The 24,119-nt window shown below is 69.9% G+C and carries 27 protein-coding genes; 22 read left to right on the top strand and 5 right to left on the bottom strand.

What is annotated here, in order from left to right; translation table 11 throughout:
- The first annotated feature begins 10 nt into the window (after positions 1–10).
- From rplL to GCU56_RS09765, 3 genes are all read left to right on the top strand, one after another.
- A complete protein-coding gene (rplL, locus tag GCU56_RS09775; protein ID WP_163481527.1) occupies positions 11–403 on the top strand; it encodes a 50S ribosomal protein L7/L12 in 393 nt (130 codons plus the stop codon).
- Positions 404–958: 555 nt separating this feature from the next.
- On the top strand, positions 959–4,468 hold the full coding sequence (gene rpoB / locus GCU56_RS09770; protein WP_163481526.1) for a DNA-directed RNA polymerase subunit beta: 3,510 nt from the start codon (positions 959–961) through the stop codon (positions 4,466–4,468).
- Positions 4,469–4,557: 89 nt separating this feature from the next.
- A complete protein-coding gene (locus GCU56_RS09765; RefSeq protein WP_163481525.1) occupies positions 4,558–8,463 on the top strand; it encodes a DNA-directed RNA polymerase subunit beta' in 3,906 nt (1,301 codons plus the stop codon).
- A 60-nt stretch (positions 8,464–8,523) separates the two neighbouring features.
- Here GCU56_RS09765 and GCU56_RS09760 read toward each other — a convergent pair whose 3' ends face one another.
- The 5 genes from GCU56_RS09760 to GCU56_RS09740 all read right to left on the bottom strand — a co-directional run bounded on the left by GCU56_RS09760 (position 8,524) and on the right by GCU56_RS09740 (position 11,728).
- Positions 8,524–8,826 carry a transcriptional regulator gene (locus GCU56_RS09760; RefSeq protein WP_163481524.1) on the bottom strand — a complete coding sequence of 101 codons (303 nt, stop codon included), beginning with the start codon at positions 8,824–8,826 and terminating at the stop codon, positions 8,524–8,526.
- Positions 8,816–9,244, bottom strand: a complete 429-nt coding sequence (locus GCU56_RS09755; RefSeq protein WP_163481523.1) for a hypothetical protein — start codon at positions 9,242–9,244, stop codon at positions 8,816–8,818. Before GCU56_RS09755 ends, GCU56_RS09760 begins: the two co-directional genes overlap by 11 nt.
- Positions 9,245–9,303: 59 nt before the next feature.
- Positions 9,304–10,344, bottom strand: a complete 1,041-nt coding sequence (locus GCU56_RS09750; protein ID WP_163481522.1) for an LLM class F420-dependent oxidoreductase — start codon at positions 10,342–10,344, stop codon at positions 9,304–9,306.
- Between the two features lie 65 nt (positions 10,345–10,409).
- Positions 10,410–10,625 carry a hypothetical protein gene (locus tag GCU56_RS09745; protein WP_163481521.1) on the bottom strand — a complete coding sequence of 72 codons (216 nt, stop codon included), beginning with the start codon at positions 10,623–10,625 and terminating at the stop codon, positions 10,410–10,412.
- 131 nt (positions 10,626–10,756) lie between these two features.
- A complete protein-coding gene (locus GCU56_RS09740) occupies positions 10,757–11,728 on the bottom strand; it encodes a hypothetical protein (RefSeq protein ID WP_163481520.1) in 972 nt (323 codons plus the stop codon).
- A 554-nt stretch (positions 11,729–12,282) separates the two neighbouring features.
- On the opposite strand from GCU56_RS09740, the gene rpsL reads away from it, so the two are divergent.
- The 19 genes from rpsL (at position 12,283) to GCU56_RS09645 (ending at position 24,080) form a co-directional block, all read left to right on the top strand.
- Entirely contained in the window at positions 12,283–12,657 is a 375-nt protein-coding gene (rpsL, locus tag GCU56_RS09735; protein WP_012950487.1) for a 30S ribosomal protein S12, read from the top strand.
- Complete coding sequence (gene rpsG / locus GCU56_RS09730) at positions 12,657–13,127, top strand: 30S ribosomal protein S7 (protein WP_026857011.1); 471 nt, start codon at positions 12,657–12,659, stop codon at positions 13,125–13,127. Before rpsL ends, rpsG begins: the two co-directional genes overlap by 1 nt.
- 86 nt (positions 13,128–13,213) lie before the next feature.
- Complete coding sequence (gene fusA, locus GCU56_RS09725) at positions 13,214–15,310, top strand: elongation factor G (protein WP_163481519.1); 2,097 nt, start codon at positions 13,214–13,216, stop codon at positions 15,308–15,310.
- A 61-nt stretch (positions 15,311–15,371) separates the two neighbouring features.
- A complete protein-coding gene (gene tuf, locus GCU56_RS09720; RefSeq protein ID WP_163481518.1) occupies positions 15,372–16,565 on the top strand; it encodes an elongation factor Tu in 1,194 nt (397 codons plus the stop codon).
- 115 nt (positions 16,566–16,680) lie between these two features.
- Entirely contained in the window at positions 16,681–16,986 is a 306-nt protein-coding gene (gene rpsJ, locus GCU56_RS09715) for a 30S ribosomal protein S10 (RefSeq protein ID WP_012950483.1), read from the top strand.
- A 15-nt stretch (positions 16,987–17,001) separates the two neighbouring features.
- Positions 17,002–17,667, top strand: coding sequence for a 50S ribosomal protein L3 (gene rplC / locus GCU56_RS09710; RefSeq protein ID WP_163481517.1), 666 nt, complete (start codon positions 17,002–17,004; stop codon positions 17,665–17,667).
- The gene (gene rplD / locus GCU56_RS09705) at positions 17,664–18,479 is read left to right on the top strand and encodes a 50S ribosomal protein L4 (RefSeq protein ID WP_345771751.1); all 816 of its coding nucleotides are present in this window, start codon (positions 17,664–17,666) and stop codon (positions 18,477–18,479) included. The genes rplC and rplD overlap by 4 nt, the downstream gene beginning before the upstream one ends.
- Complete coding sequence (gene rplW / locus GCU56_RS09700) at positions 18,476–18,778, top strand: 50S ribosomal protein L23 (protein WP_163481516.1); 303 nt, start codon at positions 18,476–18,478, stop codon at positions 18,776–18,778. The genes rplD and rplW overlap by 4 nt, the downstream gene beginning before the upstream one ends.
- Before the next feature lie 52 nt (positions 18,779–18,830).
- Positions 18,831–19,664, top strand: a complete 834-nt coding sequence (gene rplB, locus GCU56_RS09695; protein ID WP_163481515.1) for a 50S ribosomal protein L2 — start codon at positions 18,831–18,833, stop codon at positions 19,662–19,664.
- A 23-nt stretch (positions 19,665–19,687) separates the two neighbouring features.
- The gene (gene rpsS, locus GCU56_RS09690) at positions 19,688–19,969 is read left to right on the top strand and encodes a 30S ribosomal protein S19 (protein ID WP_135140046.1); all 282 of its coding nucleotides are present in this window, start codon (positions 19,688–19,690) and stop codon (positions 19,967–19,969) included.
- A 31-nt stretch (positions 19,970–20,000) separates the two neighbouring features.
- A complete protein-coding gene (gene rplV / locus GCU56_RS09685; protein WP_163481514.1) occupies positions 20,001–20,468 on the top strand; it encodes a 50S ribosomal protein L22 in 468 nt (155 codons plus the stop codon).
- Positions 20,468–21,391, top strand: a complete 924-nt coding sequence (gene rpsC, locus GCU56_RS09680; RefSeq protein WP_163481513.1) for a 30S ribosomal protein S3 — start codon at positions 20,468–20,470, stop codon at positions 21,389–21,391. The genes rplV and rpsC overlap by 1 nt, the downstream gene beginning before the upstream one ends.
- Positions 21,392–21,394: 3 nt before the next feature.
- Positions 21,395–21,811, top strand: coding sequence for a 50S ribosomal protein L16 (rplP, locus tag GCU56_RS09675; RefSeq protein WP_163481512.1), 417 nt, complete (start codon positions 21,395–21,397; stop codon positions 21,809–21,811).
- Complete coding sequence (gene rpmC / locus GCU56_RS09670; RefSeq protein WP_135136019.1) at positions 21,811–22,044, top strand: 50S ribosomal protein L29; 234 nt, start codon at positions 21,811–21,813, stop codon at positions 22,042–22,044. The genes rplP and rpmC overlap by 1 nt, the downstream gene beginning before the upstream one ends.
- Positions 22,041–22,343 (top strand): 30S ribosomal protein S17, encoded by a 303-nt coding sequence (gene rpsQ, locus GCU56_RS09665; RefSeq protein ID WP_163481511.1) that lies wholly within the window; start codon positions 22,041–22,043, stop codon positions 22,341–22,343. Before rpmC ends, rpsQ begins: the two co-directional genes overlap by 4 nt.
- Before the next feature lie 220 nt (positions 22,344–22,563).
- The gene (rplN, locus tag GCU56_RS09660; RefSeq protein ID WP_091929103.1) at positions 22,564–22,932 is read left to right on the top strand and encodes a 50S ribosomal protein L14; all 369 of its coding nucleotides are present in this window, start codon (positions 22,564–22,566) and stop codon (positions 22,930–22,932) included.
- Positions 22,933–22,934: 2 nt separating this feature from the next.
- Complete coding sequence (gene rplX, locus GCU56_RS09655) at positions 22,935–23,282, top strand: 50S ribosomal protein L24 (protein ID WP_440588738.1); 348 nt, start codon at positions 22,935–22,937, stop codon at positions 23,280–23,282.
- Between the two features lie 5 nt (positions 23,283–23,287).
- Positions 23,288–23,875 (top strand): 50S ribosomal protein L5, encoded by a 588-nt coding sequence (gene rplE, locus GCU56_RS09650; RefSeq protein ID WP_163481510.1) that lies wholly within the window; start codon positions 23,288–23,290, stop codon positions 23,873–23,875.
- Positions 23,876–23,894: 19 nt separating this feature from the next.
- A complete protein-coding gene (locus GCU56_RS09645; protein WP_113838243.1) occupies positions 23,895–24,080 on the top strand; it encodes a type Z 30S ribosomal protein S14 in 186 nt (61 codons plus the stop codon).
- Positions 24,081–24,119: the final 39 nt, after the last annotated feature.

Raw genomic sequence — 24,119 nt, 5'->3', positions numbered from 1 at the left:
AGGAGACACCATGGCCAAGCTGTCCACTGACGAGCTGCTCGACGCGTTCAAGGAGATGACTCTCCTCGAGCTGTCGGACTTCGTGAAGCAGTTCGAGGAGACCTTCGAGGTCACCGCTGCCGCCCCCGTCGCTCTCGCTGCCGCCCCGGCCGCCGGTGGCGGCGGTGGTGGCGAGGAGGCCGCTGCCGAGCAGGACGAGTTCGACGTCATCCTCGAGGCTGCCGGCGACAAGAAGATCCAGGTCATCAAGGAGGTGCGCGGCCTGACCTCGCTCGGCCTCAAGGAGGCCAAGGACCTGGTCGACGGCGCGCCGAAGCCGGTCCTGGAGAAGGTCGCGAAGGACGCCGCGGAGAAGGCCAAGGCCGCCCTCGAGGGCGCCGGCGCCACCGTCACCGTCAAGTAGGAGGGCGAGGCCCGACCCGGCCTGAGCCGGGCTCGCACCGCCGCACCGCACAGCAGGGGCCGATCCACTCCGGTGGGTCGGCCCCTGCTGTCTGTCGTGTCCGGCCCCGTCCGGAGGCTCGCGCCGAGCGTGCGAGGGGCGAAGGCTCCGTCCAGGGCACCGCCGCGAGCCCGCGAGTGGTGGGAGGACGTGGTCCTCTCGGGGGTCTTTCTGGGCGTGGCGGCTCCCGACTCGCCGCCGGACTGGCATCATGGCTCGCGGACGCCCCACTCCTTCGGTGGGCGGCTGACCTTCCCGGGTGTGTGCCTGGTCGCACCGGCCTCCCCGACGTGGACAGCCCGCTGCGCAAGGGGTAGGGTTCCCTGTTGCGCTGCCCCCTGACTGCTTGCCCGCCGAGACGGGTCACCAGGGGTGCCCTGGAGGACCTCCTGGACACCCGGCGACCACCCGGACAGGGCCTCGGGCGGAACAGTGGACGGCGCCGCCACTACCGACGACGACCCAGGACGAACCAGCACCCGCCCGCACGTCGTGAGGTCCTTGGAAGGACGCATCTTGGCAGGCTCTCGCCCCACCAGCATCTCCGCCAGCACCACCGAGTCAGGCACCACCCAGACCACGCCGCAGGCCCCCCAGACCGGCCCCCGCACCGGTGAGGCCGACCAGCAGAAGATCCCCGGCGCGCCGCTGCGCGTCTCGTTCGCCAAGATCTCCGAGCCGCTCGAGGTGCCGGACCTGCTGGCGCTGCAGACCGCCTCCTTCGACTGGCTGATCGGCAGCCCCGAGTGGCGGGCCACCCTCTCTCCCGAGGAGCAGGCCGACGCCGTCGGCGGCCTGGCCGAGATCCTCGAGGAGATCTCGCCGATCGAGGACTTCAGCGGCTCGATGTCGCTGTCCTTCTCCAACCCGCGCTTCGAGGACGTCAAGGCGTCCCTCGAGGAGTGCAAGGACAAGGACATGACCTACGCGGCGCCGCTGTTCGTCACCGCCGAGTTCATGAACAACACCACCGGCGAGATCAAGAGCCAGACGGTGTTCATGGGCGACTTCCCGATCATGACGCGCAAGGGCACGTTCGTCATCAACGGGACCGAGCGCGTCGTCGTCTCCCAGCTCGTCCGCAGCCCCGGCGTCTACTTCGACAAGACCCTGGACAAGACCTCGGACAAGGACGTCTTCAGCGCCAAGGTCATCCCCAGCCGTGGTGCGTGGCTGGAGTTCGACGTCGACAAGCGCGACACCGTCGGCGTGCGCATCGACCGCAAGCGCCGCCAGCCGGTCACCGTCCTGCTCAAGGCGCTGGGCTGGACCGAGGACCGCATCCGCGAGCACTTCCAGTGGTCGCCCACGGTGCTGGCCACCCTCGAGAAGGACCACATCGCCGGGCAGGACGAGGCGCTGCTCGACATCTACCGCAAGCTGCGGCCGGGGGAGCCGCCGACGCGTGAGTCGGCGCAGGCGCTGCTGGAGAACCTCTTCTTCAACGCCAAGCGCTACGACCTGGCGAAGGTGGGCCGGTACAAGGTCAACAAGAAGCTCGGTGTCGGCGTGCCGCAGGGCACGTCGACGCTCACCGAGGACGACATCGTCGCCACCATCGAGTACGTCGTGCGTCTGCACGCCGGCGAGCCCGACCACGGTGTCGACGACATCGACCACTTCGGCAACCGCCGGCTGCGCACCGTCGGGGAGCTGATCCAGAACCAGATCCGGGTCGGCCTCTCCCGGATGGAGCGCGTGGTCCGCGAGCGGATGACGACCCAGGACGTCGAGGCGATCACGCCGCAGACCCTGATCAACATCCGGCCGGTCGTCGCCTCCATCAAGGAGTTCTTCGGCACCAGCCAGTCGTCCCAGTTCATGGACCAGACCAACCCGCTCTCGGGTCTGACCCACAAGCGCCGCCTGTCGGCGCTGGGTCCGGGTGGTCTGTCGCGTGAGCGGGCCGGCATGGAGGTCCGCGACGTGCACCCCAGCCACTACGGCCGGATGTGCCCGATCGAGACGCCGGAAGGCCCGAACATCGGCCTGATCGGCTCGCTGTCGGCGTTCGCGCGGGTCAACCCGTTCGGCTTCATCGAGACGCCGTACCGCCGCGTCGTCAACGGCACGGTCACCGACCAGATCGACTACCTGACCGCCGACGAGGAGGACCGCTTCGTCGTCGCCCAGGCCAACTCGCCGCTGGACGCCGCTGGCCGGTTCGCCGAGGACCGCGTCCTGGTCCGCACCAAGGGCGGCGAGGTCGACTACCTCGTCCCCGAGAACGTGGACTACATGGACGTCTCGCCGCGGCAGATGACCTCGGTCGCGACGGCGATGATCCCGTTCCTCGAGCACGACGACGCCAACCGCGCGCTCATGGGCGCGAACATGCAGCGTCAGGCCGTCCCGCTGCTGCGCAGCGAGGCGCCGCTGGTCGGCACCGGCATGGAGCTGCGTGCGGCTGTCGACGCCGGCGACGTGGTCGTGGCCGAGAAGGCCGGTGTGGTCGAGGACTCCACCGCCGACTACGTCACCGTCATGGCCGACGACGGCACCCGGCAGACCTACCGGCTGCTGAAGTTCCGCCGCTCGAACCAGGGCACCTCGATCAACCAGACCCCGGTGGTCGAGGAGGGCCAGCGCGTCGAGGTCGGTCAGGTCATCGCCGACGGTCCGTGCACCGACCAGGGCGAGATGGCGCTGGGCAAGAACCTGCTCGTCGCCTTCATGCCGTGGGAGGGCCACAACTACGAGGACGCGATCATCCTGTCGCAGCGCCTCGTGCAGGACGACGTCCTGTCCTCGATCCACATCGAGGAGTTCGAGGTCGACGCCCGCGACACCAAGCTCGGTGCCGAGGAGATCACCCGGGACATCCCGAACGTCTCCGAGGAGGTCCTCGCCGACCTCGACGAGCGCGGCATCATCCGCATCGGTGCCGAGGTCGTCCCCGGCGACATCCTCGTCGGCAAGGTCACGCCCAAGGGCGAGACCGAGCTGACCCCCGAGGAGCGGCTGCTGCGGGCGATCTTCGGTGAGAAGGCGCGCGAGGTCCGCGACACGTCGCTGAAGGTCAAGCACGGTGAGTCGGGCAAGGTCATCGGCGTCCGCGTGTTCTCGCGCGAGGACGGCGACGAGCTGCCCGCCGGCGTCAACGAGCTGATCCGGGTCTACGTCGCCCAGATGCGCAAGATCTCCGACGGCGACAAGCTCGCCGGACGCCACGGCAACAAGGGCGTCATCTCGAAGATCCTGCCGCAGGAGGACATGCCGTTCCTCGAGGACGGCACGCCGGTCGACATCGTCCTCAACCCGCTCGGTGTGCCCGGCCGCATGAACGTCGGCCAGGTGCTGGAGACCCACCTCGGGTGGGTCGCCAAGCAGGGCTGGCAGGTCGAGGGCACCCCGGACTGGGCGAAGAACCTGCCCGAGGCCGCGAAGTCCGCGGGTCCGGGCACCCGCACGGCCACGCCGGTGTTCGACGGTGCCAAGGAGGACGAGATCGTCGGCCTGCTCGGCTCGACGATCCCGAACCGCGACGGCGACCGGATGGTCCAGGAGACCGGCAAGGCGCGGCTGTTCGACGGCCGCTCCGGGGAGCCCTTCCCCGAGCCGATCTCCGTGGGCTACGTCTACATCCTGAAGCTGCTGCACCTGGTCGACGACAAGATCCACGCCCGCTCGACCGGCCCGTACTCGATGATCACGCAGCAGCCGCTGGGTGGTAAGGCGCAGTTCGGTGGCCAGCGCTTCGGTGAGATGGAGTGCTGGGCGATGCAGGCCTACGGCGCCGCGTACGCGCTGCAGGAGCTGCTGACCATCAAGTCCGACGACATCCTCGGCCGCGTCAAGGTCTACGAGGCGATCGTCAAGGGCGAGAACATCCCCGAGCCGGGCATCCCCGAGTCGTTCAAGGTGTTGCTCAAGGAGCTCCAGTCGCTCTGCCTCAACGTCGAGGTCCTCTCCGGCGACGGTCAGGCGATCGAGCTGCGTGACACCGACGACGAGGTCTTCCGGGCCGCGGAGGAGCTGGGCATCGACCTGTCCCGCCGCGAGCCGTCCTCGGTCGAAGACGTGTGATCGGCCGCCGGCCGGCCCGGACGGGCCGGCCGGCGCGCCCACCCAACGACAAAGAAGCGAAGAACTAGCCCCGGAAAGGGGTCATCAACTTGCTGGACGTCAACTTCTTCGACGAGTTGCGCATCGGTCTGGCCACCGGCGACGACATCCGCCAGTGGAGCCACGGTGAGGTGAAGAAGCCCGAGACCATCAACTACCGGACGCTCCGTCCGGAGAAGGACGGTCTCTTCTGCGAGAAGATCTTCGGTCCCACCCGGGACTGGGAGTGCTACTGCGGCAAGTACAAGCGGGTCCGGTTCAAGGGCATCATCTGTGAGCGCTGCGGCGTCGAGGTGACCCGGGCGAAGGTCCGTCGCGAGCGGATGGGCCACATCGAGCTGGCCGCTCCGGTCACGCACATCTGGTTCTTCAAGGGCGTCCCCTCGCGCCTGGGCTACCTGCTGGACCTGGCGCCCAAGGACCTCGAGAAGATCATCTACTTCGCGGCCTACCTGATCACCACGGTGGACGACGAGGCGCGGCACCGCGACCTCCCGACCATCGAGGCCGAGATCAGCGCCGAGAAGCACAACCTCGAGGACGCCCGCGACGCCACCGTCGAGGCGCGTCAGCAGAAGCTCGAGGCCGACCTGGCCGAGCTCGAGGCGGAGGGCGCCAAGTCCGACGTCCGCCGCAAGGTGCGCGAGGGCGGCGAGCGCGAGATGCGCCAGCTGCGCGACCGCGCCCAGCGGGAGATCGACCGCCTCGAGGAGGTGCTCGACACCTTCCGCAAGCTCGAGGTCAAGCAGCTCATCGCCGACGAGGGCCTCTACCGCGAGCTGCGCGACCGTTTCGGGGAGTACTTCGAGGGCGGCATGGGTGCCGCGGCGCTGCAGAAGCTGCTCGCCGACTTCGACCTCGACGCCGAGGCCGTCTCCCTGCGCGAGACCATCCGCAGCGGCAAGGGCCAGCGCAAGCTGCGGGCCCTCAAGCGGCTGAAGGTCGTCGCGGCGTTCCTGCAGACCCGCAACTCGCCCATGGGCATGGTGCTGGACTGCGTCCCGGTCATCCCGCCGGACCTGCGCCCGATGGTGCAGCTCGACGGTGGCCGCTTCGCCACCAGCGACATGAACGACCTGTACCGCCGGGTGATCAACCGGAACAACCGGCTCAAGCGTCTGCTCGACCTCGGCGCCCCCGAGATCATCGTGAACAACGAGAAGCGGATGCTCCAGGAGTCCGTGGACGCGCTGTTCGACAACGGCCGGCGCGGCCGGCCGGTCACCGGCCCGGGCAACCGTCCGCTGAAGTCCCTGAGCGACCTGCTCAAGGGCAAGCAGGGCCGGTTCCGCCAGAACCTGCTCGGCAAGCGCGTCGACTACTCCGGCCGTTCGGTCATCGTCGTCGGCCCGCAGCTCAAGCTGCACCAGTGCGGCCTGCCCAAGCAGATGGCGCTGGAGCTGTTCAAGCCCTTCGTCATGAAGCGGCTGGTCGACCTCAACCACGCGCAGAACATCAAGTCCGCCAAGCGGATGGTGGAGCGCGCGCGGCCGGTCGTGTGGGACGTGCTGGAAGAGGTCATCACCGAGCACCCGGTGCTGCTCAACCGCGCGCCGACGCTCCACCGCCTCGGCATCCAGGCCTTCGAGCCCCAGCTGGTCGAGGGCAAGGCCATCCAGATCCACCCGCTGGTCTGCACCGCGTTCAACGCGGACTTCGACGGCGACCAGATGGCGGTGCACCTGCCGCTGTCGGCCGAGGCGCAGGCCGAGGCCCGGATCCTGATGCTGTCCAGCAACAACATCCTGAGCCCGGCCGACGGTCGCCCGATCACCGCGCCGACCCAGGACATGGTGCTGGGCCTGTACCACCTGACGACCCTCGTGGCCGCGCCGGCCGAGGCCGACGGTGGCCAGCCGCACTCGTACTCCTCGACCGCCGAGGCGGTCATGGCGTACGACAAGGGTGCGCTCGGTCTGCAGGAGCGGGCCTACATCCGTCTCGACGAGGTGTTCGGCGTCGACAACGGTGCGGTGAACGAGGCGTGGGAGCAGCCGGAGGACTGGACGCCGGGCGCCCCCGCGCGCGTGCTCACCAGCCTGGGCCGGGTGCTGTTCAACGAGGCCCTCCCCGAGGACTACCGCTTCGTCAACTACCAGGTGCCGAAGAAGGAGCTCGGGGCGATCGTCAACGACCTCGCCGAGCGCTATCCCAAGGTGCAGGTCGCGGCGACGCTGGACGCGCTGAAGTCCGCCGGGTTCCACTGGGCCACCCGGGCCGGCATCACGATCGCCATCGACGACGTCGTCACGCCGCCGTCGAAGCAGGCGATCCTGGACCGGCACGAGGACGAGGCCGCCAAGATCGAGAAGCAGTACGAGCGCGGCGTCATCACCGACTCCGAGCGTCGTGGCGAGCTGATCGAGATCTGGACCCGCGCGCGGGCCGAGGTCAGCCAGGCGATGGTGGACAACTTCCCGACCACCAACCCGGTCTGGGTCATGGTCAACTCGGGCGCCCGAGGCAACATGATGCAGATCAGCCAGATCGCCGGCATGCGCGGCCTGGTGGCCAACCCGAAGGGCGAGATCATCCCGCGGCCGATCAAGGCCAACTTCCGGGAGGGTCTGTCCGTGCTGGAGTACTTCATCTCCACGCACGGTGCCCGCAAGGGTCTGGCCGACACGGCGCTCCGCACCGCCGACTCCGGCTACCTCACCCGCCGGCTGGTGGACGTCTCCCAGGACGTCATCATCCGCGAGGAGGACTGCGGGACCGACCGCGGCGTCATCATGCCGATCGGCACCGTCGTCGACGGCACGGTCACCCGTGACGCGCACGTCGAGACGAGCGTGTACGCCCGCGCCCTGGCCGCCGACGTGGTGGCCGAGGACGGGACGCTCATCGCGCAGGCCGGCGCCGACCTCGGTGACGTGCTCATCGCCGCCCTGATCGACGCCCAGGTGGCCGAGGTCAAGGTGCGCTGCGTGCTCACCTGCGAGTCGCTGCTCGGCACCTGCGCCACCTGCTACGGCCGGTCGCTCGCGACCGGCAAGCTGGTGGACGTCGGCGAGGCGGTCGGCATCATCGCCGCCCAGTCGATCGGTGAGCCCGGCACGCAGCTGACGATGCGCACCTTCCACACCGGTGGTGTCGCGGGTGAGGACATCACCCACGGTCTGCCGCGTGTGGTGGAGCTCTTCGAGGCCCGTGTCCCCAAGGGCAAGGCCCCGATCGCCGAGCTGGCCGGCTCGGTCCGGATCGAGGACGGCGAGCAGTTCCGCAAGCTGACCATCACCCCGGACGACGGCTCCGACGAGGTCGTCTACGACAAGCTGTCGCGTCGCTCGCGGCTGCGGGTCGAGGACGGCGCCCACGTCGAGGTCGGCGAGCAGCTCACCGAGGGTGCGGTGGACCCGCACGAGGTGCTGCGCATCATGGGCCCGCGCGAGGTGCAGCTGCACCTGGTCCGCGAGGTCCAGGAGGTCTACCGCAGCCAGGGCGTGTCGATCCACGACAAGCACATCGAGGTGATCATCCGCCAGATGCTGAAGCGGGTGACCATCATCGACTCGGGCGCGACGGAGTTCCTGCCCGGTGCGCTGGTCGAGCGGACGCTGTTCGAGACCGAGAACCGTCGGGTCGTCGCCGAGGGCAACGAGCCGGCCTCGGCCCGCCCGGTGCTCATGGGCATCACCAAGGCCTCGCTCGCCACCGAGTCCTGGCTGTCGGCCGCCTCCTTCCAGGAGACGACCAAGGTGCTCACCGACGCGGCGATCCAGGGCAAGAGCGACAGCCTGCTCGGCCTCAAGGAGAACGTGATCATCGGGAAGCTGATCCCGGCCGGTACCGGGATCAGCCGCTACCGGAACATCACGGTCGAGCCGACCGAGGAGGCCCGCGCCGCCGTCTACACGATGGCCGGGTACGACGACGGGCAGTACTACAGCCCGGACGTCTTCGGTCAGGGCACGGGCGAGGCCGTGCGCCTCGAGGAGTACGACTGGCGGGGCTGAGCCCCGGTAGGTGACGAGAGGGCCCCGCAGACCGTCCGGTCTGCGGGGCCCTCTCGCGCGTCAGCTGCCGGAGTTCCCGACGATCTCCTCCAGCGCCCGGACGTGCGCGGCGTAGGCGTGCGTGCCGGCGGGCGTCAGGGACAGCCACAGCCGGCTCCGGGAGTCGCGGACGACGCGCCGCTGGCTGACGTAGCCGGCGTCGGACAGATAGGACAGGTGCTTGCTGAGGGCGGACTTGGACAGCCCCAGCCGGTCCTGCAGGAAGCCGAACTCCACCTCCTGCGCCGCGTGCAGCGTCGCGCAGATGCGCAGTCGCTGCGGCGCGTGGATCACCTCGTCGAACGCCGGCGCCTCAGCCGGCATCGCCGTAGGTCTCCCGGTAGCGCCGGCCGGTGCCCAGCACGATGCCCGCCACGACCACCGCGCCGGGGATCCAGACCCACCACGCGCCGGTCGTCTCCTGCACGACCAGGCACACGACCACCGCGCCGAGGACGCCGCCGAGGAACGGCAGCATGTCGCCGGCCGACGGGCGGACGCCTGCGACCTGGTCGCGGAAGACCCAGTACCGGCCGCCCAGGACGATCGCCGCGACGGCCACGGCGAACGTGGCGGGCCGCGCGTCGGACGGCGGCAGCGTCTGCGCCAGGAGCAGGGCGGCCGTCAGGGCGGCCTGGGCGGGGAAGAACCACCGGGGGAGGGGCGGGTAACGGACGGCGGTCTCGTCAGCGGCCAGCTGGTCGAGCATCGCCCGGGCGTCCTGCGGAGACGGCGTTTCCATGCGGGAAACAGTAGGGTCGAGTTTCCTCCGTGGCAACACCGCGGGGGGTGGCCCGTCGGTCAGCCGGCGAGGCGCTTCATGGTCTCGACGGTCTGGAGGCGGGCCTCGCGGCTGCCGTCGAGGGGCTGGAGCATCAGCGTGGTCACGCCGGCCTGGGCGAAGGCCGCGATCCGCTCCGCCACGTACGCCTCGGGACCGATCAGCGACGACGCCCTGACCAGCTCGAGGGGGACGGCGGCCGCGGCCTCGTCCTTCTTGCCGTCCAGGTAGAGGTCCTGGATCGTCCTCGCCTCCGCCTCGTAGCCGTACCGGACGGCGAGGTCGTTGTAGAAGTTCTTGCCGCGCGCGCCCATGCCGCCGATGTAGAGCGCCAGCGCCGGACGCACGACGTCCACCAGCGGCTCGACGTCCTCGCCGATCGCCACGGGCACCCCGGTGACGACCTGGAGGTCGCCCAGAGCCGGGTCGCGCTTGGCCCGGCCGGCCGCCAGCGAGTCGCCCCACACCGAGGCGGCCTTCTCCGGGTAGAAGAAGATCGGCTCCCACGCCTCGGCGATCTCGGCGGCCAGCTCGACGTTCTTCGGGCCCAGGGCGGCCAGCATGACGGGGATCTGCTCGCGGACCGGTGTGTTGATCAGCTTGAGGGGCTTGCCCAGCCCCGTGCCCTGGTCGGCCGGCAGCGGCACCGTGTACTTCTTGCCCTGGTGGTCGAGCCGCTCGCGGCGCCACACCTGCCGGCAGATCTCCACCACCTCGCGGGTGCGCTGGAGGGGGGCGTCGTAGGGGACACCGTGCCAGCCCTCGATGACCTGCGGGCCGGAGGCGCCGAGGCCGAGGGTGAACCGGCCACCGGAGACGAAGTCCAGGCCGGCCGCCGTCATGGCCGTCAGAGCGGGCGTGCGGCTGTAGATCGGGAGGATGGCGCTGAGCAGTTCCACCCGCTCGGTGACGGCGGCGAGGTAGCCCAGCTGGCTCACCGCGTCGAACGTGTACACCTCGGCCACCGCCGCGATGTCGAGGCCGGCGGCCTCGAGGTCGCGGATCTCGGCAGCGGTCTCGCGGAAGCCCCCGCTGTAGCTGGCCTGGATGCCGATACGCATCCGCGCAGGCTACCGGGGGGAGGACCACCTGCTCCCGACCGTTGGCGGGTCCTCGCAGGAGGCCGCTAGAGGGGCCGGACCACCCCGATGACCTCGGTGACCACGCGGACCCCGTCGATGTCGCCCGGGACCCGGGCCGCCGCGTGCGCGTCGGCCAGGTCGACCTTGACGACGTAGCCGCTGTCCCGGCGGGCCAGCCCGACGCCGACGACTCCCGGGTCGGCGGCCAGCCGGGCGCTCAGGGAGAGCTTGGCGGCCCGGGCGGCGGCGCGGTCGGTCATGGACCCATGGTGCCCCGGATCCGGTCGGCGCGACAGAGAGAGGCCCCCGCTTCCCCAGCCCTCGCTGCGCTCGGGGCGGTTCCCCGAGCGGGGCCGCCCTGCCCTCGCCGCTCGCAGGCCCGGGGCGGGCCTCAGCCGGCGACCCACTCCAGGTCCAGCACCGAGAGCACCGTGGCCATCGGGTTGGCGAAGGTGACGCCGCCACCGGCGCGGCCGCCGGTCTCGCTGCCGGCGAAGAGCAGGCCCAGCGGTGCCCGGTCGGCGCTGCGCCAGATGACCGACCCGCTGTCCCCGCCCGCGCTGAACGGGCCGCTGAGCCCCTCGATCTCCACCTGGTCGTCGAAGGTCAGCACCGCCTCGTCGTACTGCACGGAGACGCCGTCCACCTCGACGGCGGTGATCCGGCCGATGGTGTGGCCCGTGGTGCGGCCGACCTTCTCCACCCGCTCCTCCCCGTCGAGGTCGTCAACCTCGACGGGAGCGTCGGTCAGCGGCCCGCCGGGCAGCCGCCCCGGCTCGACCGGCACCTCGGGGTCGATGACGGCCACCGCCGCGTCGAGGAGGTTGCGCTCCCCGGCGGAGAACCGGGCGAACGCCGCCAGGGTGGCCACCCGGTCGGCTGCGACCCCGCCGTCCGCCGGCCCCGGCTGCAGCACCGGGTCGCCGGCGGCCGCGGCGTCGCTGGCGGCCAGGACGTGGTTGTTCGACAGCATGGCCAGTCGCCCCCCGACCCGCACGAAGCCGCCGAGGGTGCCGGCGGTCACCTCGGGGTGGGCCACCGACAGCCCGGGGTGCAGCGGCCGGGTCCGGCGCTGCAGCTCCTCGGGCGTGGGGGAGGAGAGCGCCCGCACCGCCCCGATGACCCGGACGTCGATCTCCTCCAGCACCGCGTCGTCCAGGCCGGCCAGCAACACGTCGGCGTCGTCCTTGACCGCCAGCCGGATGGCGAGGTGCGCCTGGGCGGGGCCGATCGGGGCCAGGCCCAGCGCCGGCCGCGCCCAGCGACCCCGGTCGTCGAGGTCGCTGGCGCTGACCTGGGCGGCGGAGGCGGCCAGCCGGGCGGAGAGGTGGGCCTTCAGCTCGCGGGCCAGGTCGACGTGCACGGGTTCCTCCGGTGGCGTTCGGTGGGCGTCCTGGCACAGACCGTAGAACTGGGCTACGACAGCCGCCCGACGTCCCCGGGTGGGCACGGCAGTCCCGGGTGTCGCGGCGGAGCGCGGCCTGACGGGCCGTCCCGGCCGGTACAGTCCCCGCCACCGCCGGGCTCCCGGCCGGGAATGTCCCCGGTCGCGCCCCTGTTCACACCCACGTACCAGCCCGGCGGACACGGGGCTCGCCCCGCCCGCCGGAGTGTGGCGGACCCGGCTTTGACCGGGTTCGAGCACGCGGGTATCGTGGTCAGCCGTGCCCAGGGTGCCCTGGGCCTGCTCCCGTTCGCGGTGCGCTCGCCGATAGGTGGTGGCGCCGAGTCGCGGGGGGCGACCGATCCGGTTGGAACCACGGGACGGTCCTGGGAAGGGCGACACGCCCGACCGCGGGGACCGGAGGTGGCCCACGGCCAGGAGCGGGTGGACCCCAGCAGGACCGGCACCCGGCACGACCAGCCAGAGCACCGTCCACAGCACGACCCAGCGCAGGTAGGAGATCCAGGCCACCCATGCCCACGATCAACCAGCTGGTCCGCAAGGGCCGCGAGGACAAGGTCGAGAAGACCAAGACCCCGGCGCTGAAGGGCTCCCCTCAGCGTCGCGGCGTGTGCACCCGCGTCTACACGACGACGCCGAAGAAGCCGAACTCGGCGCTGCGCAAGGTCGCTCGCGTCCGGCTCACCAGTGGCATCGAGGTGACCGCCTACATCCCGGGCGTCGGCCACAACCTGCAGGAGCACTCGATGGTGCTGGTGCGCGGCGGCCGCGTGAAGGACCTCCCCGGCGTGCGCTACAAGATCATCCGTGGCTCGCTGGACACGCAGGGCGTCCGCAACCGCAAGCAGGCTCGCAGCCGCTACGGCGCGAAGAAGGAGAAGAGCTAATGCCGCGCAAGGGCCCCGCGCCGAAGCGTCCGCTCGTCGTCGACCCGGTGTACCAGTCGCAGCTGGTCACCCAGCTGGTGAACAAGGTGCTCGTCGACGGCAAGCGCTCGATCGCGGAGGCGATCGTCTACGGCGCCCTCGAGGGCGCCCGCGCCAAGAGCGACACCGACCCGGTCGTCACGCTCAAGCGCGCGCTGGACAACGTCAAGCCGTCCCTCGAGGTCCGCAGCCGCCGCGTCGGTGGCGCGACCTACCAGGTCCCGGTCGAGGTCCGCGCCTCCCGCAGCACCACCCTCGGCCTGCGCTGGCTGATCCAGTACAGCCGCGCCCGTCGCGAGAAGACGATGACCGAGCGTCTGATGAACGAGCTGCTCGACGCGAGCAACGGCCTCGGTGCCGCCGTGAAGCGGCGCGAGGACACGCACAAGATGGCCGAGTCGAACAAGGCCTTCGCGCACTACCGCTGGTGACGTCCGTCCATCAGCACCCGCTGCCCGCGGGAACCCCGGGCGATCCCCGGTGCCCGCACGCGGACCCGAACGACGAGGAGTAAGAGATGGCCACAGGGGCCCAGCTCGCCAAGACCCGCAACATCGGGATCATGGCGCACATCGACGCCGGCAAGACCACGACGACGGAGCGCATCCTCTTCTACACCGGTATCAACTACAAGATCGGTGAGGTCCACGACGGCGCGGCCACGATGGACTGGATGGAGCAGGAGCAGGAGCGCGGCATCACCATCACGTCCGCCGCGACGAAGTGCTCCTGGAACGGCTTCGACATCAACATCATCGACACCCCCGGGCACGTCGACTTCACCGTCGAGGTGGAGCGGTCGCTGCGGGTGCTCGACGGTGCCGTCGCCGTCTACGACGGTGTCGCCGGCGTCGAGCCGCAGACCGAGCAGGTGTGGCGGCAGGCCGAGAAGTACGGCGTCCCGCGCATGTGCTTCGTCAACAAGCTCGACCGCACCGGTGCGAACTTCTTCCGCTGCGTCGACATGATGGTCGAGCGCCTGGGTGCCAACCCGCTGGTGCTGCAGATCCCGATCGGCGCCGAGGCCGACTTCATCGGCGTCGTCGACCTGGTCCAGATGAAGGCCCTCACCTGGCGCGGCGAGACCAAGCTCGGTGAGGACTACGAGATCGAGGAGATCCCGGCCGAGCTGGCCGAGCAGGCCGCGGAGTACCGCGAGAAGCTGCTCGAGGGCGTGGCCGAGAACGACGACGCGATCATGGAGGCCTACCTCGGCGGCGAGGAGATCTCGGTCGACACGATCAAGGCCGCGATCCGCAAGGCCACCATCGCCGGGCAGGTCAACCCGGTGGTCACCGGTTCCGCGTTCAAGAACAAGGGCGTCCAGCCCATGCTCGACGCGGTCACCGACTACCTGCCGAGCCCGCTGGACATCGAGGCGATCGTCGGCACCGCGCTCGACGGTGAGACCGAGGTCCTGCGGCACGCCGACGAGGCCGAGCCGTTCGCCGCGCTGGCGTTCAAGATCCAGACCGACCAGCACCTGGGCAAGCTGACCTACATCCGCGTCTACTCCGGCAAGCTCGACGCCGGGTCCCCGGTGCTCAACAGCACCAAGGACCGCAAGGAGCGGGTCGGCAAGATCTACCAGATGCACGCCAACAAGCGCGAGGAGCGCCAGGGCGTGGGTGCCGGCGAGATCGTCGCGGTCAACGGCATGAAGCAGACGACGACCGGTGACACCCTCTGCGACCCGCAGAAGCCGGTGATCCTGGAGTCGATGACCTTCCCGGCGCCGGTCATCTCGGTGGCCATCGAGCCGAAGACCAAGAGCGACCAGGAGAAGCTGGGCACCGCGATCCAGAAGCTCGCCGAGGAGGACCCGACCTTCCAGGTCCGCCTCGACGAGGAGACCGGCCAGACGGTCATCTCCGGCATGGGCGAGCTCCACCTGGAGATCCTGGTCGACCGCATGCGGCGTGAGTTCAACGTCGAGGCCAACGTCGGCAAGCCGCAGGTGGCCTACCGCGAGACGATCCGCAAGGCCGTCGAGCGCTACGACTACACGCACAAGAAGCAGACGGGTGGCTCGGGCCAGTTCGCGAAGGTGCAGATCGCGCTGGAGCCGCTGGAGATGACCGCCGACTCGGCGACCTACGAGTTCGAGAACAAGGTCACCGGTGGGCGCATCCCGCGCGAGTACATCCCCTCGGTCGACCAGGGCATGCAGGACGCCATGCAGTACGGCGTGCTCGCCGGCTACCCCATGGTCGGCGTGAAGGCATCGCTCCTGGACGGCCAGTACCACGAGGTCGACTCCTCGGAGATGGCCTTCAAGATCGCTGGCTCGATCGCCTTCAAGGAGGCTGCACGCAAGGCCAGCCCGGCCCTGCTGGAGCCGATGATGGCGGTCGAGGTGACCACGCCCGAGGAGAACATGGGCGACGTCATCGGCGACCTCAACTCCCGCCGCGGGACCATCCAGGCGATGGAGGAGCGCTCCGGCGCCCGCATCGTCCGGGCCCTGGTGCCGCTGTCGGAGATGTTCGGCTACGTGGGCGACCTGCGCAGCCGCACCCAGGGACGGGCGAGCTACTCGATGGTGTTCGACACCTACGCCGAGGTCCCGGCCAACGTCGCCAAGGAGATCATCGCGAAGGCGACGGGCGAGTAGTCCCACCAGCACGGCCCCACAGACACGCGTACGACTGCGTGACCACGAAGAGAGGACACCAGTGGCCAAGGCCAAGTTCGAGCGGACCAAGCCGCACGTCAACATCGGCACCATCGGGCACATCGACCACGGCAAGACGACGCTGACGGCGGCGATCACCAAGGTCCTGCACGACAAGTACCCGAACCTCAACGAGGCGTCCGCGTTCGACCAGATCGACAAGGCGCCCGAGGAGAAGGCGCGTGGGATCACGATCTCGATCGCGCACGTCGAGTACCAGACGGAGAACCGTCACTACGCGCACGTCGACTGCCCCGGGCACGCCGACTACATCAAGAACATGATCACCGGTGCCGCGCAGATGGACGGCGCCATCCTGGTGGTCGCCGCGACCGACGGCCCGATGCCGCAGACCAAGGAGCACGTGCTCCTGGCCCGCCAGGTCGGCGTCCCCTACATCGTCGTGGCGCTCAACAAGGCCGACATGGTCGACGACGAGGAGATCCTCGAGCTCGTCGAGCTGGAGGTCCGCGAGCTGCTGTCCGAGTACGAGTTCCCGGGCGACGACGTCCCGGTGGTGCGCGTCTCGGCGCTGAAGGCGCTCGAGGGCGACGCCGAGTGGGGCGACAAGCTGATGGAGCTCATGGACGCGGTCGACACCGCCATCCCCGAGCCCGAGCGTGAGATCGACAAGCCGTTCCTCATGCCCGTCGAGGACGTCTTCACCATCACCGGTCGCGGCACCGTCGTCACCGGTCGCGTGGAGCGCGGCATCGTCAAGGTGTCCGAGGAGATCGAGATCGTCGGCATCCGCCCGACCTCGACCAAGACGACCGTCACCGGTGTCGAGATGTTCCGCAAGCTGCTCGACCAGGGCCAGGCCGGCGACAACGTCGGGCTGCTGCTGCGCGGCATCAAGCGCGAGGACGTCGAGCGCGGCCAGGTCGTGGTGAAGCCGGGTTCGATCACCCCGCACACCAACTTCGAGGGCTCGGTCTACATCCTCTCGAAGGACGAGGGTGGCCGTCACACGCCGTTCTTCAACAACTACCGTCCCCAGTTCTACTTCCGGACGACGGACGTGACCGGCGTCGTGACCCTGCCCGCCGGCACCGAGATGGTCATGCCGGGCGACAACACCGAGATGACGGTGGAGCTGATCCAGCCCATCGCCATGGAGGAGGGCCTCCGGTTCGCCATCCGTGAGGGTGGCCGCACCGTCGGCGCCGGCCGGGTCGTCAAGATCAACAAGTAGTACCTGACGGGCGGCGGCCGGGACCCGGCCGCCGCCCCTCACCCGGGTCACCGACCCGCGGGTCAGCAGACCCACTCGAACTTTCACAACCGATCGGCAGGAGCAGAAGACAGCGATGGCGGGACAGAAGATCCGCATCCGGTTGAAGGCCTACGACCACGAGGCGATCGATGCCTCGGCACGGCGCATCGTCGAGACGGTGACCAAGACCGGTGCGCGCGTCGTCGGCCCGGTGCCGCTGCCGACGGAGAAGAACGTGTACTGCGTCATCCGCTCCCCGCACAAGTACAAGGACTCGCGGGAGCACTTCGAGATGCGGACGCACAAGCGGCTCATCGACATCCTCGACCCGACGCCGAAGACGGTGGACGCGCTCATGCGCATCGACCTGCCGGCCTCGGTCGACGTCAACATCCAGTAAGGGCAGTCAGCAGACATGGCGAGCACATTCCGTGGTCTCCTCGGAGAGAAGCTGGGCATGACCCAGGTCTTCGACGAGAACAACCGCATCGTGCCGGTGACCGTCGTCAAGGCGGGTCCGTGTGTGGTGACCCAGGTGCGCACCCCCGAGGTCGACGGCTACTCCGCCGTCCAGCTCGGGTTCGGTGAGATCGACCCGCGCAAGGTGAACCGTCCCGAGGGCGGGCACTTCGCCAAGGCGGGCGTGACCCCCCGGCGGCACCTGGTGGAGCTGCGCACCGAGGACGCCTCGAACTTCACGGTCGGCCAGGAGCTGACCGCCGACGTCTTCGACGGCGTCGCGAAGGTCGACGTCATCGGCACCAGCAAGGGCAAGGGCACCGCCGGTGTCATGAAGCGGCACGGGTTCAAGGGTCTGGGCGCCTCGCACGGCACCCAGCGCAAGCACCGGTCGCCGGGTTCCATCGGTGGGGCCTCGACCCCTGGCCGCGTCTTCAAGGGCCTGCGCATGGCCGGCCGCATGGGCGCGGTGAAGACGACGACCCTGTCGCTCAACGTGCACAAGGTGGACGCCGAGCGCGGACTGCTGCTGATCAAGGGCGCGATCCCCGGTCCGAAGGGCGGCCTCGTGCTCGTCCGTTCGGCCGTCAAGGGCGGCCCCGTGGGGAGTGACGACAAGTGACCACGTCCATCAACGGCGGGTCGGGCCAGACCCGGACCGACCGTCAGGTCGACGTCCGCACGCCGACGGGGGAGACCGCCGGCAGCGTCACGCTGCCCGGTGAGCTCTTCGACGCGAACGCGAACGTCTCCCTGATGCACCAGGTGGTCGTCGCCCAGCTGGCCGCCGCCCGTCAGGGCACGCACTCGACGAAGACGCGGGGCGAGGTCAGCGGCGGTGGCATCAAGCCCTACCGCCAGAAGGGCACCGGCCGCGCCCGTCAGGGCTCGATCCGTGCGCCGCAGTTCGAGGGCGGTGGCATCGTCCACGGCCCCCAGCCGCGCGACTACACGCAGAAGACCCCGAAGAAGATGAAGGCCGCCGCCCTGCGCGGGGCCCTCTCCGACCGGGCCCGCGAGGACCGCGTGCACGTGGTGACCTCCTTCGTCGACGGCGACGCGCCCAAGACGAAGGCCGCTCTCACCATGCTGCAGACGATCACCCAGGCCAGGCGGGTGCTCGTGGTCCTCGACCGCGACGACGTCCTCAACTGGGTGAGCCTGCGCAACGTGCCGCAGGTGCACCTCATCGAGGCCGGTCAGCTCAACACCTACGACGTGCTGGTCTCCGACGAGGTGGTCTTCACCGAGACGGCACTGGCCGAGTTCGTCGCCGGGCCGGTCAAGGGCAAGGGCCGCGACGTCGTGCTGCCCGACCTGTCGACGCACGAGACGCCGGGCGGCCTGCCGTCGATCGCCCCCGCCGAGGGCGAGGGCACCGTCGAGACCGCTTCCGCGGCCGACGCCACGACCGACACCGAGGAGAAGGCATGAGCGTCCGCGACCCCCGGGACGTCCTGCTGTCGCCGGTCATCTCGGAGAAGAGCTACGGGCTCCTGGACGAGAACCAGTACACGTTCATCGTCCTGCCCGAGGCGAACAAGACGCAGATCAAGATCGCTGTCGAGCAGATCTTCAAGGTGAAGGTCCTCGGCGTGAACACGATCAACCGCCAGGGCAAGCGCAAGCGGAGCCGGGGCGCGCAGATGGGCAAGCGCAAGGACACCAAGCGCGCCATCGTCTCCCTCGCCCCGGGCGACCGCATCGAGATCTTCGGCGGCCCGGGCGCCTGACCGCGCCCGACCACCGACCGGACCAGAGAGAACAGACAGGGACTCCGAACCCATGGCCATCCGCAAGTACAAGCCGACGACGCCGGGCCGCCGCGGCTCGTCCGTCGCCGACTTCGCCGAGGTCACCCGCGACCATCCCGAGAAGTCGCTGGTCCGGCCGCTGCACGGCCGCGGTGGACGCAACGTCCACGGCAAGGTCACTGCCCGCCACCAGGGTGGCGGTCACAAGCGTGCCTACCGGGTGATCGACTTCCGCCGGGCCGACAAGGACGGCGTGCCGGCCAAGGTCGCGCACATCGAGTACGACCCCAACCGGACGTCGCGCATCGCGCTGCTGCACTTCGCCGACGGCGAGAAGCGCTACATCATCGCGCCGGCCCGCCTGAAGCAGGGCGACACCGTCGAGTGCGGCCCCGCGGCCGACATCAAGCCGGGCAACAACCTGCCGCTGCGGAACATCCCGGTCGGCACGGTGGTTCACGCCATCGAGCTCCGTCCCGGTGGCGGCGCGAAGATCGCCCGTTCCGCGGGTACCAGCGTCCAGCTGGTCGCCCGTGAGGGTCGCTTCGCGCAGCTGCGCATGCCGTCGGGCGAGATCCGCAACGTCGACGTCCGCTGCCGCGCGACCGTCGGCGAGGTGGGCAACGCCGAGCAGTCGAACATCAACTGGGGCAAGGCCGGCCGCATGCGGTGGAAGGGCAAGCGCCCGACCGTCCGCGGTGTGGCGATGAACCCGGTCGACCACCCGCACGGTGGTGGTGAGGGCAAGACCTCCGGTGGTCGCCACCCGGTGAACCCGAAGGGCAAGCCCGAGGGCCGTACGCGCAAGCGCAAGGCCAGTGACGCCATGATCGTGCGCCGCCGGCGCGCCAACAAGAAGCGCTGAGCGGGAAGAGGAGTCCGACAGACATGCCACGCAGCCTCAAGAAGGGCCCGTTCGTCGACGACCACCTGCTCAAGAAGGTGGACGCGCAGAACGACAAGGGCACCAAGACCGTCATCCGCACCTGGTCGCGTCGCTCGACGATCATCCCCGACATGCTCGGGCACACGATCGCCGTGCACGACGGCCGCAAGCACGTCCCGGTCTTCGTGACCGAGGCGATGGTCGGGCACAAGCTCGGCGAGTTCGCACCCACGCGCACCTTCCGTGGGCACGTCAAGGACGACCGCCGCTCGCGGCGGGGCTGACGGCCCGGCCAGGTAGAGAAGAGACGTTTCGATGACTTCCCAGTTGGGACAGGAGGCGCCGGTCGCCCGGGCTACGGCCCGGTTCGTCCGCGTCACCCCCATGAAGGCCCGACGGGTGGTGGACCTCATCCGCTACCTGCCGACCGACGAGGCCCTGGCCCTGCTGCGCTTCGCGCCGCAGGCAGCCAGCGAGCCGGTGCTCAAGGTGGTGGCCTCCGCGGTCGCCAACGCCGAGCACAACCTGCAGCTCGACCCGGCCGCCCTGGTCGTCAGCGCGGCGTACGTGGACGAGGGTCCGACCCTCAAGCGCATCCGCCCGCGTGCCCAGGGCCGCGCGTTCCGCATCAACAAGCGGACGTGCCACATCACCGTCGAGGTCGCCGAGGTCGGCGGCAGCGACGAGCTCGCCGGCAAGTCCCGGCAGGCCCGTCGCCGCACCGGCCAGTCCGGCCCGGCCACGCAGCAGCAGAAGAGCAACACGAGAGGAGGGACCCGCTAGTGGGTCAGAAGGTCAACCCGCACGGGTTCCGGCTCGGGATCACCACCGACTACAAGTCCCGGTGGTACGCGGACAAGCTGTACAAGGACTACGTCAAGGAAGACGTCGCGATCCGCAAGCTCATGTCCAAGGGCATGGAGCGGGCCGGCATCTCCAAGGTCGAGATCGAGCGCACCCGTGACCGCGTGCGCGTCGACATCCACACCGCCCGGCCGGGCATCGTCATCGGCCGTCGCGGCGCGGAGGCCGACCGCATCCGTGGGGAGCTCGAGAAGCTCACCGGCAAGCAGGTGCAGCTGAACATCCTCGAGGTCAAGAACCCCGAGTCCGATGCCCAGCTGGTCGCCCAGGCCGTCGCCGAGCAGCTCTCCAGCCGCGTCAGCTTCCGTCGGGCGATGCGCAAGGCCATGCAGTCGGCCCAGCGCAGCCCGCAGGTCAAGGGCATCCGGGTGCAGTGCTCGGGTCGCCTCGGCGGCACGGAGATGAGCCGGTCGGAGTTCTACCGCGAGGGGCGGGTGCCGCTGCACACGCTGCGCGCGAACATCGACTACGGCCTGTACGAGGCCCGCACCACCTTCGGTCGCATCGGCGTGAAGGTGTGGATCTACAAGGGCGACGTCAGCGGCTCGCGTGCCGAGCGGGCTGCCCTCGAGGCCCTGGCCGACCGTCAGCAGCGTCGTGAGCGCGCCCAGCGTCCGCAGCGTCGTTCCGGGTCGTCGGGCACCACCGCCGGCGGTACGGAGGCCGGCCGCGCTGCGGTCGAGTCCTCGACGGGGCCGGTCGCGGACACCGCCGAGAGCACCGTCGCGGTGACCTCGGGCGAGGTCGCACCCGAGACCACCGTCGCCGAGGTCGCCGGTCCGGAGGCCACTGCTGCCGCCGAGACCGTCGCGGCCGAGACGACCGAGAACACGGAGAGCTGAACCATGCTCATCCCACGGCGCGTCAAGCACCGCAAGCAGCACCACCCGAGTCGTTCTGGGCGGGCCAAGGGTGGCACCGAGATCAACTTCGGTGAGTTCGCCATCCAGGCCATCGAGCCGGCCTACGTGACCAACCGGCAGATCGAGTCCGCGCGTATCGCCATGACCCGCCACATCAAGCGTGGCGGCAAGGTGTGGATCTCGATCTACCCGGACCGTCCGCTCACCAAGAAGCCCGCCGAGACCCGCATGGGTTCGGGCAAGGGCTCGCCCGAGTGGTGGGTCGCCAACGTCAAGCCCGGCCGGATCATGTTCGAGCTGTCCGGTGTCGCCGAGCCCGTGGCCCGCGAGGCCATGCGCCGCGCGATCCACAAGCTGCCGATGAAGTGCCGCTTCATCACTCGTGAAGGAGAGGCGTGATGGCCGCCGGTCTGACCGCTCCCGAGCTGCGTGAGCTCTCCGTCGACGAGCTCGCCACGCGGCTGCGCGAGCACAAGGAAGAACTGTTCAACCTGCGGTTCCAGGTGGCCACCGGCCAGCTGGACAACAACCGGCGACTGCAGACCGTCCGCCGCGACATCGCCCGGATCTACACGATCATGCGCGAGCGCGAGCTGGGTCTCTCGGTCGCCCCGAACGAGGGTGTGGCATGAGCGAGACCCAGGAGACCAGCCAGGCCGCGAGCGGGCCTGGTCTGGCCGGGCGCGGGTACCGCAAGGTCCGTGAGGGCCTCGTGGTCAGCGACAAGATGGACAAGACCATCGTCGTCGAGGTCGAGGACCGCGTGAAGCACGGCCTCTACGGCAAGGTCATCCGGCGCACGAGCAAGCTCAAGGCGCACGACGAGCAGCAGGTCGCCGGCATCGGCGACCGGGTGCAGATCATGGAGACCCGGCCGACGTCGGCCACCAAGCGGTGGCGGCTGGTCGAGGTCATCGAGAAGGCCAAGTAGGTCGTCGGGGCCCGTACGGGCCCCGTGACAGGCGGCCCTCCGGGGCCGCTGCAGTACCAGGTACTCTGGACCACTGGCGCGCCTCCGGGGGAGCGCGCCGCATCCCGACACCTGTGCTCGACGCACCGGCGCCCTGAGCTGCCGGTGCGTCGACACCTGGGTGTCGGACAGCCGGTTCACCGATCCGGCCCGGCTGTCGCCACGAGATTGGGAGTAGGACGTGATCCAGCAGGAGTCGCGGCTGCGAGTCGCTGACAACACCGGTGCGAAGGAGATCCTCTGCATCCGCGTGCTGGGCGGCTCCGGGCGACGCTACGCGGGCATCGGCGACGTCATCGTCGGCACCGTCAAGGACGCGCTGCCGGGTGCCGGCGTCAAGAAGGGTGACGTGGTCAAGGCCGTCGTCGTCCGCACGGTGAAGGAGCGCCGTCGTCCCGACGGTTCCTACATCCGCTTCGACGAGAACGCCGCCGTCATCATCCGCGACAGCGGCGACCCGCGCGGCACGCGCATCTTCGGCCCGGTGGGCCGGGAGCTGCGTGACAAGCGCTTCATGCGGATCATCTCGCTCGCTCCGGAGGTGTTGTGACCATGGCTCAGCCAGCCAGCGGGAAGACCCCGTCGATGAAGGTCAAGAAGGGCGACACGGTCGTCGTGCTCGCCGGCAAGGACAAGGGCGCCAAGGGGCGGGTCATCGCGGCCTACCCGAAGCTCCAGAAGGTCCTCGTGGAGGGCGTCGGCCGGGTCAAGAAGCACACCCGGATCAGCTCGACCCAGCGCGGGGCCCAGCAGGGCGGGATCGTCACCCAGGAGGCGCCCATCCACGTGAGCAACGTGATGGTGATCGACTCCGAGGACAAGCCGACCCGGGTCGGTTACCGCAAGGACGAGGAAGGCCGCAGCATCCGGGTCTCGCGGCGCACCGGTAAGGACCTCTGATCCCGATGAGCGCACCCACCACCCGAGAGCTGCCCCGCGTGCTCGCTCGCTACCGCGAGGAGATCGCCCCGGCGCTGCAGAGCGAGTTCGGCTACGAGAACGTCATGCAGATCCCGCGGCTGACGAAGATCGTCGTCAACATGGGCGTCGGCGAGGCGACCCGCGACGCCAAGCTGATGGACGGCGCGGTCCGCGACCTCACCGCCATCACCGGGCAGAAGCCGGCCGTCGTCCGGGCCCGCAAGTCCATCGCGCAGTTCAAGCTGCGCGAGGGCATGCCGATCGGCGCCAAGGTCACCCTCCGCGGCGACCGCATGTGGGAGTTCCTGGACCGCCTGCTGTCCCTGGCCCTGCCCCGTATCCGTGACTTCCGTGGCCTCAACGCCAAGCAGTTCGACGGGCACGGCAACTACACGTTCGGGCTGAACGAGCAGTCCATGTTCCGCGAGATCGACGTCGACCGGATCGACCGGCAGCGCGGCATGGACATCACGCTCGTGACCACCGCCACGAACGACGAGGAGGGTCGCGAGCTCCTCCGCCTGCTGGGCTTCCCGTTCGCCGGCCAGCCCGTCGTCACCACCACCCGCTGAGCCGGGCAGGGAGAAGAGAATGGCCAAGAAGGCGCTGATCAACAAGGCGGCCCGCAAGCCCAAGTTCGCGGTCCGCGGTTACACCCGCTGCCAGCGGTGCGGCCGTCCGCACGCGGTCTTCCGCAAGTTCGGCCTGTGCCGGATCTGCCTCCGGGAGATGGCCCACGCGGGCGAGCTCCCGGGCGTGAGCAAGTCCAGCTGGTGAAGGACCCGGCTGCCCCCCACGGCACGCTCCGCGCGCCGC

The sequence above is a fragment of the Geodermatophilus sabuli genome (assembly GCF_010686765.1).
GTDB classification, from domain to species: Bacteria; Actinomycetota; Actinomycetes; order Mycobacteriales; family Geodermatophilaceae; genus Geodermatophilus; species Geodermatophilus sabuli_A.
Note: the sequence above shows the minus strand (reverse complement) of the source record. Positions and strands in the feature narration are given on the sequence as shown.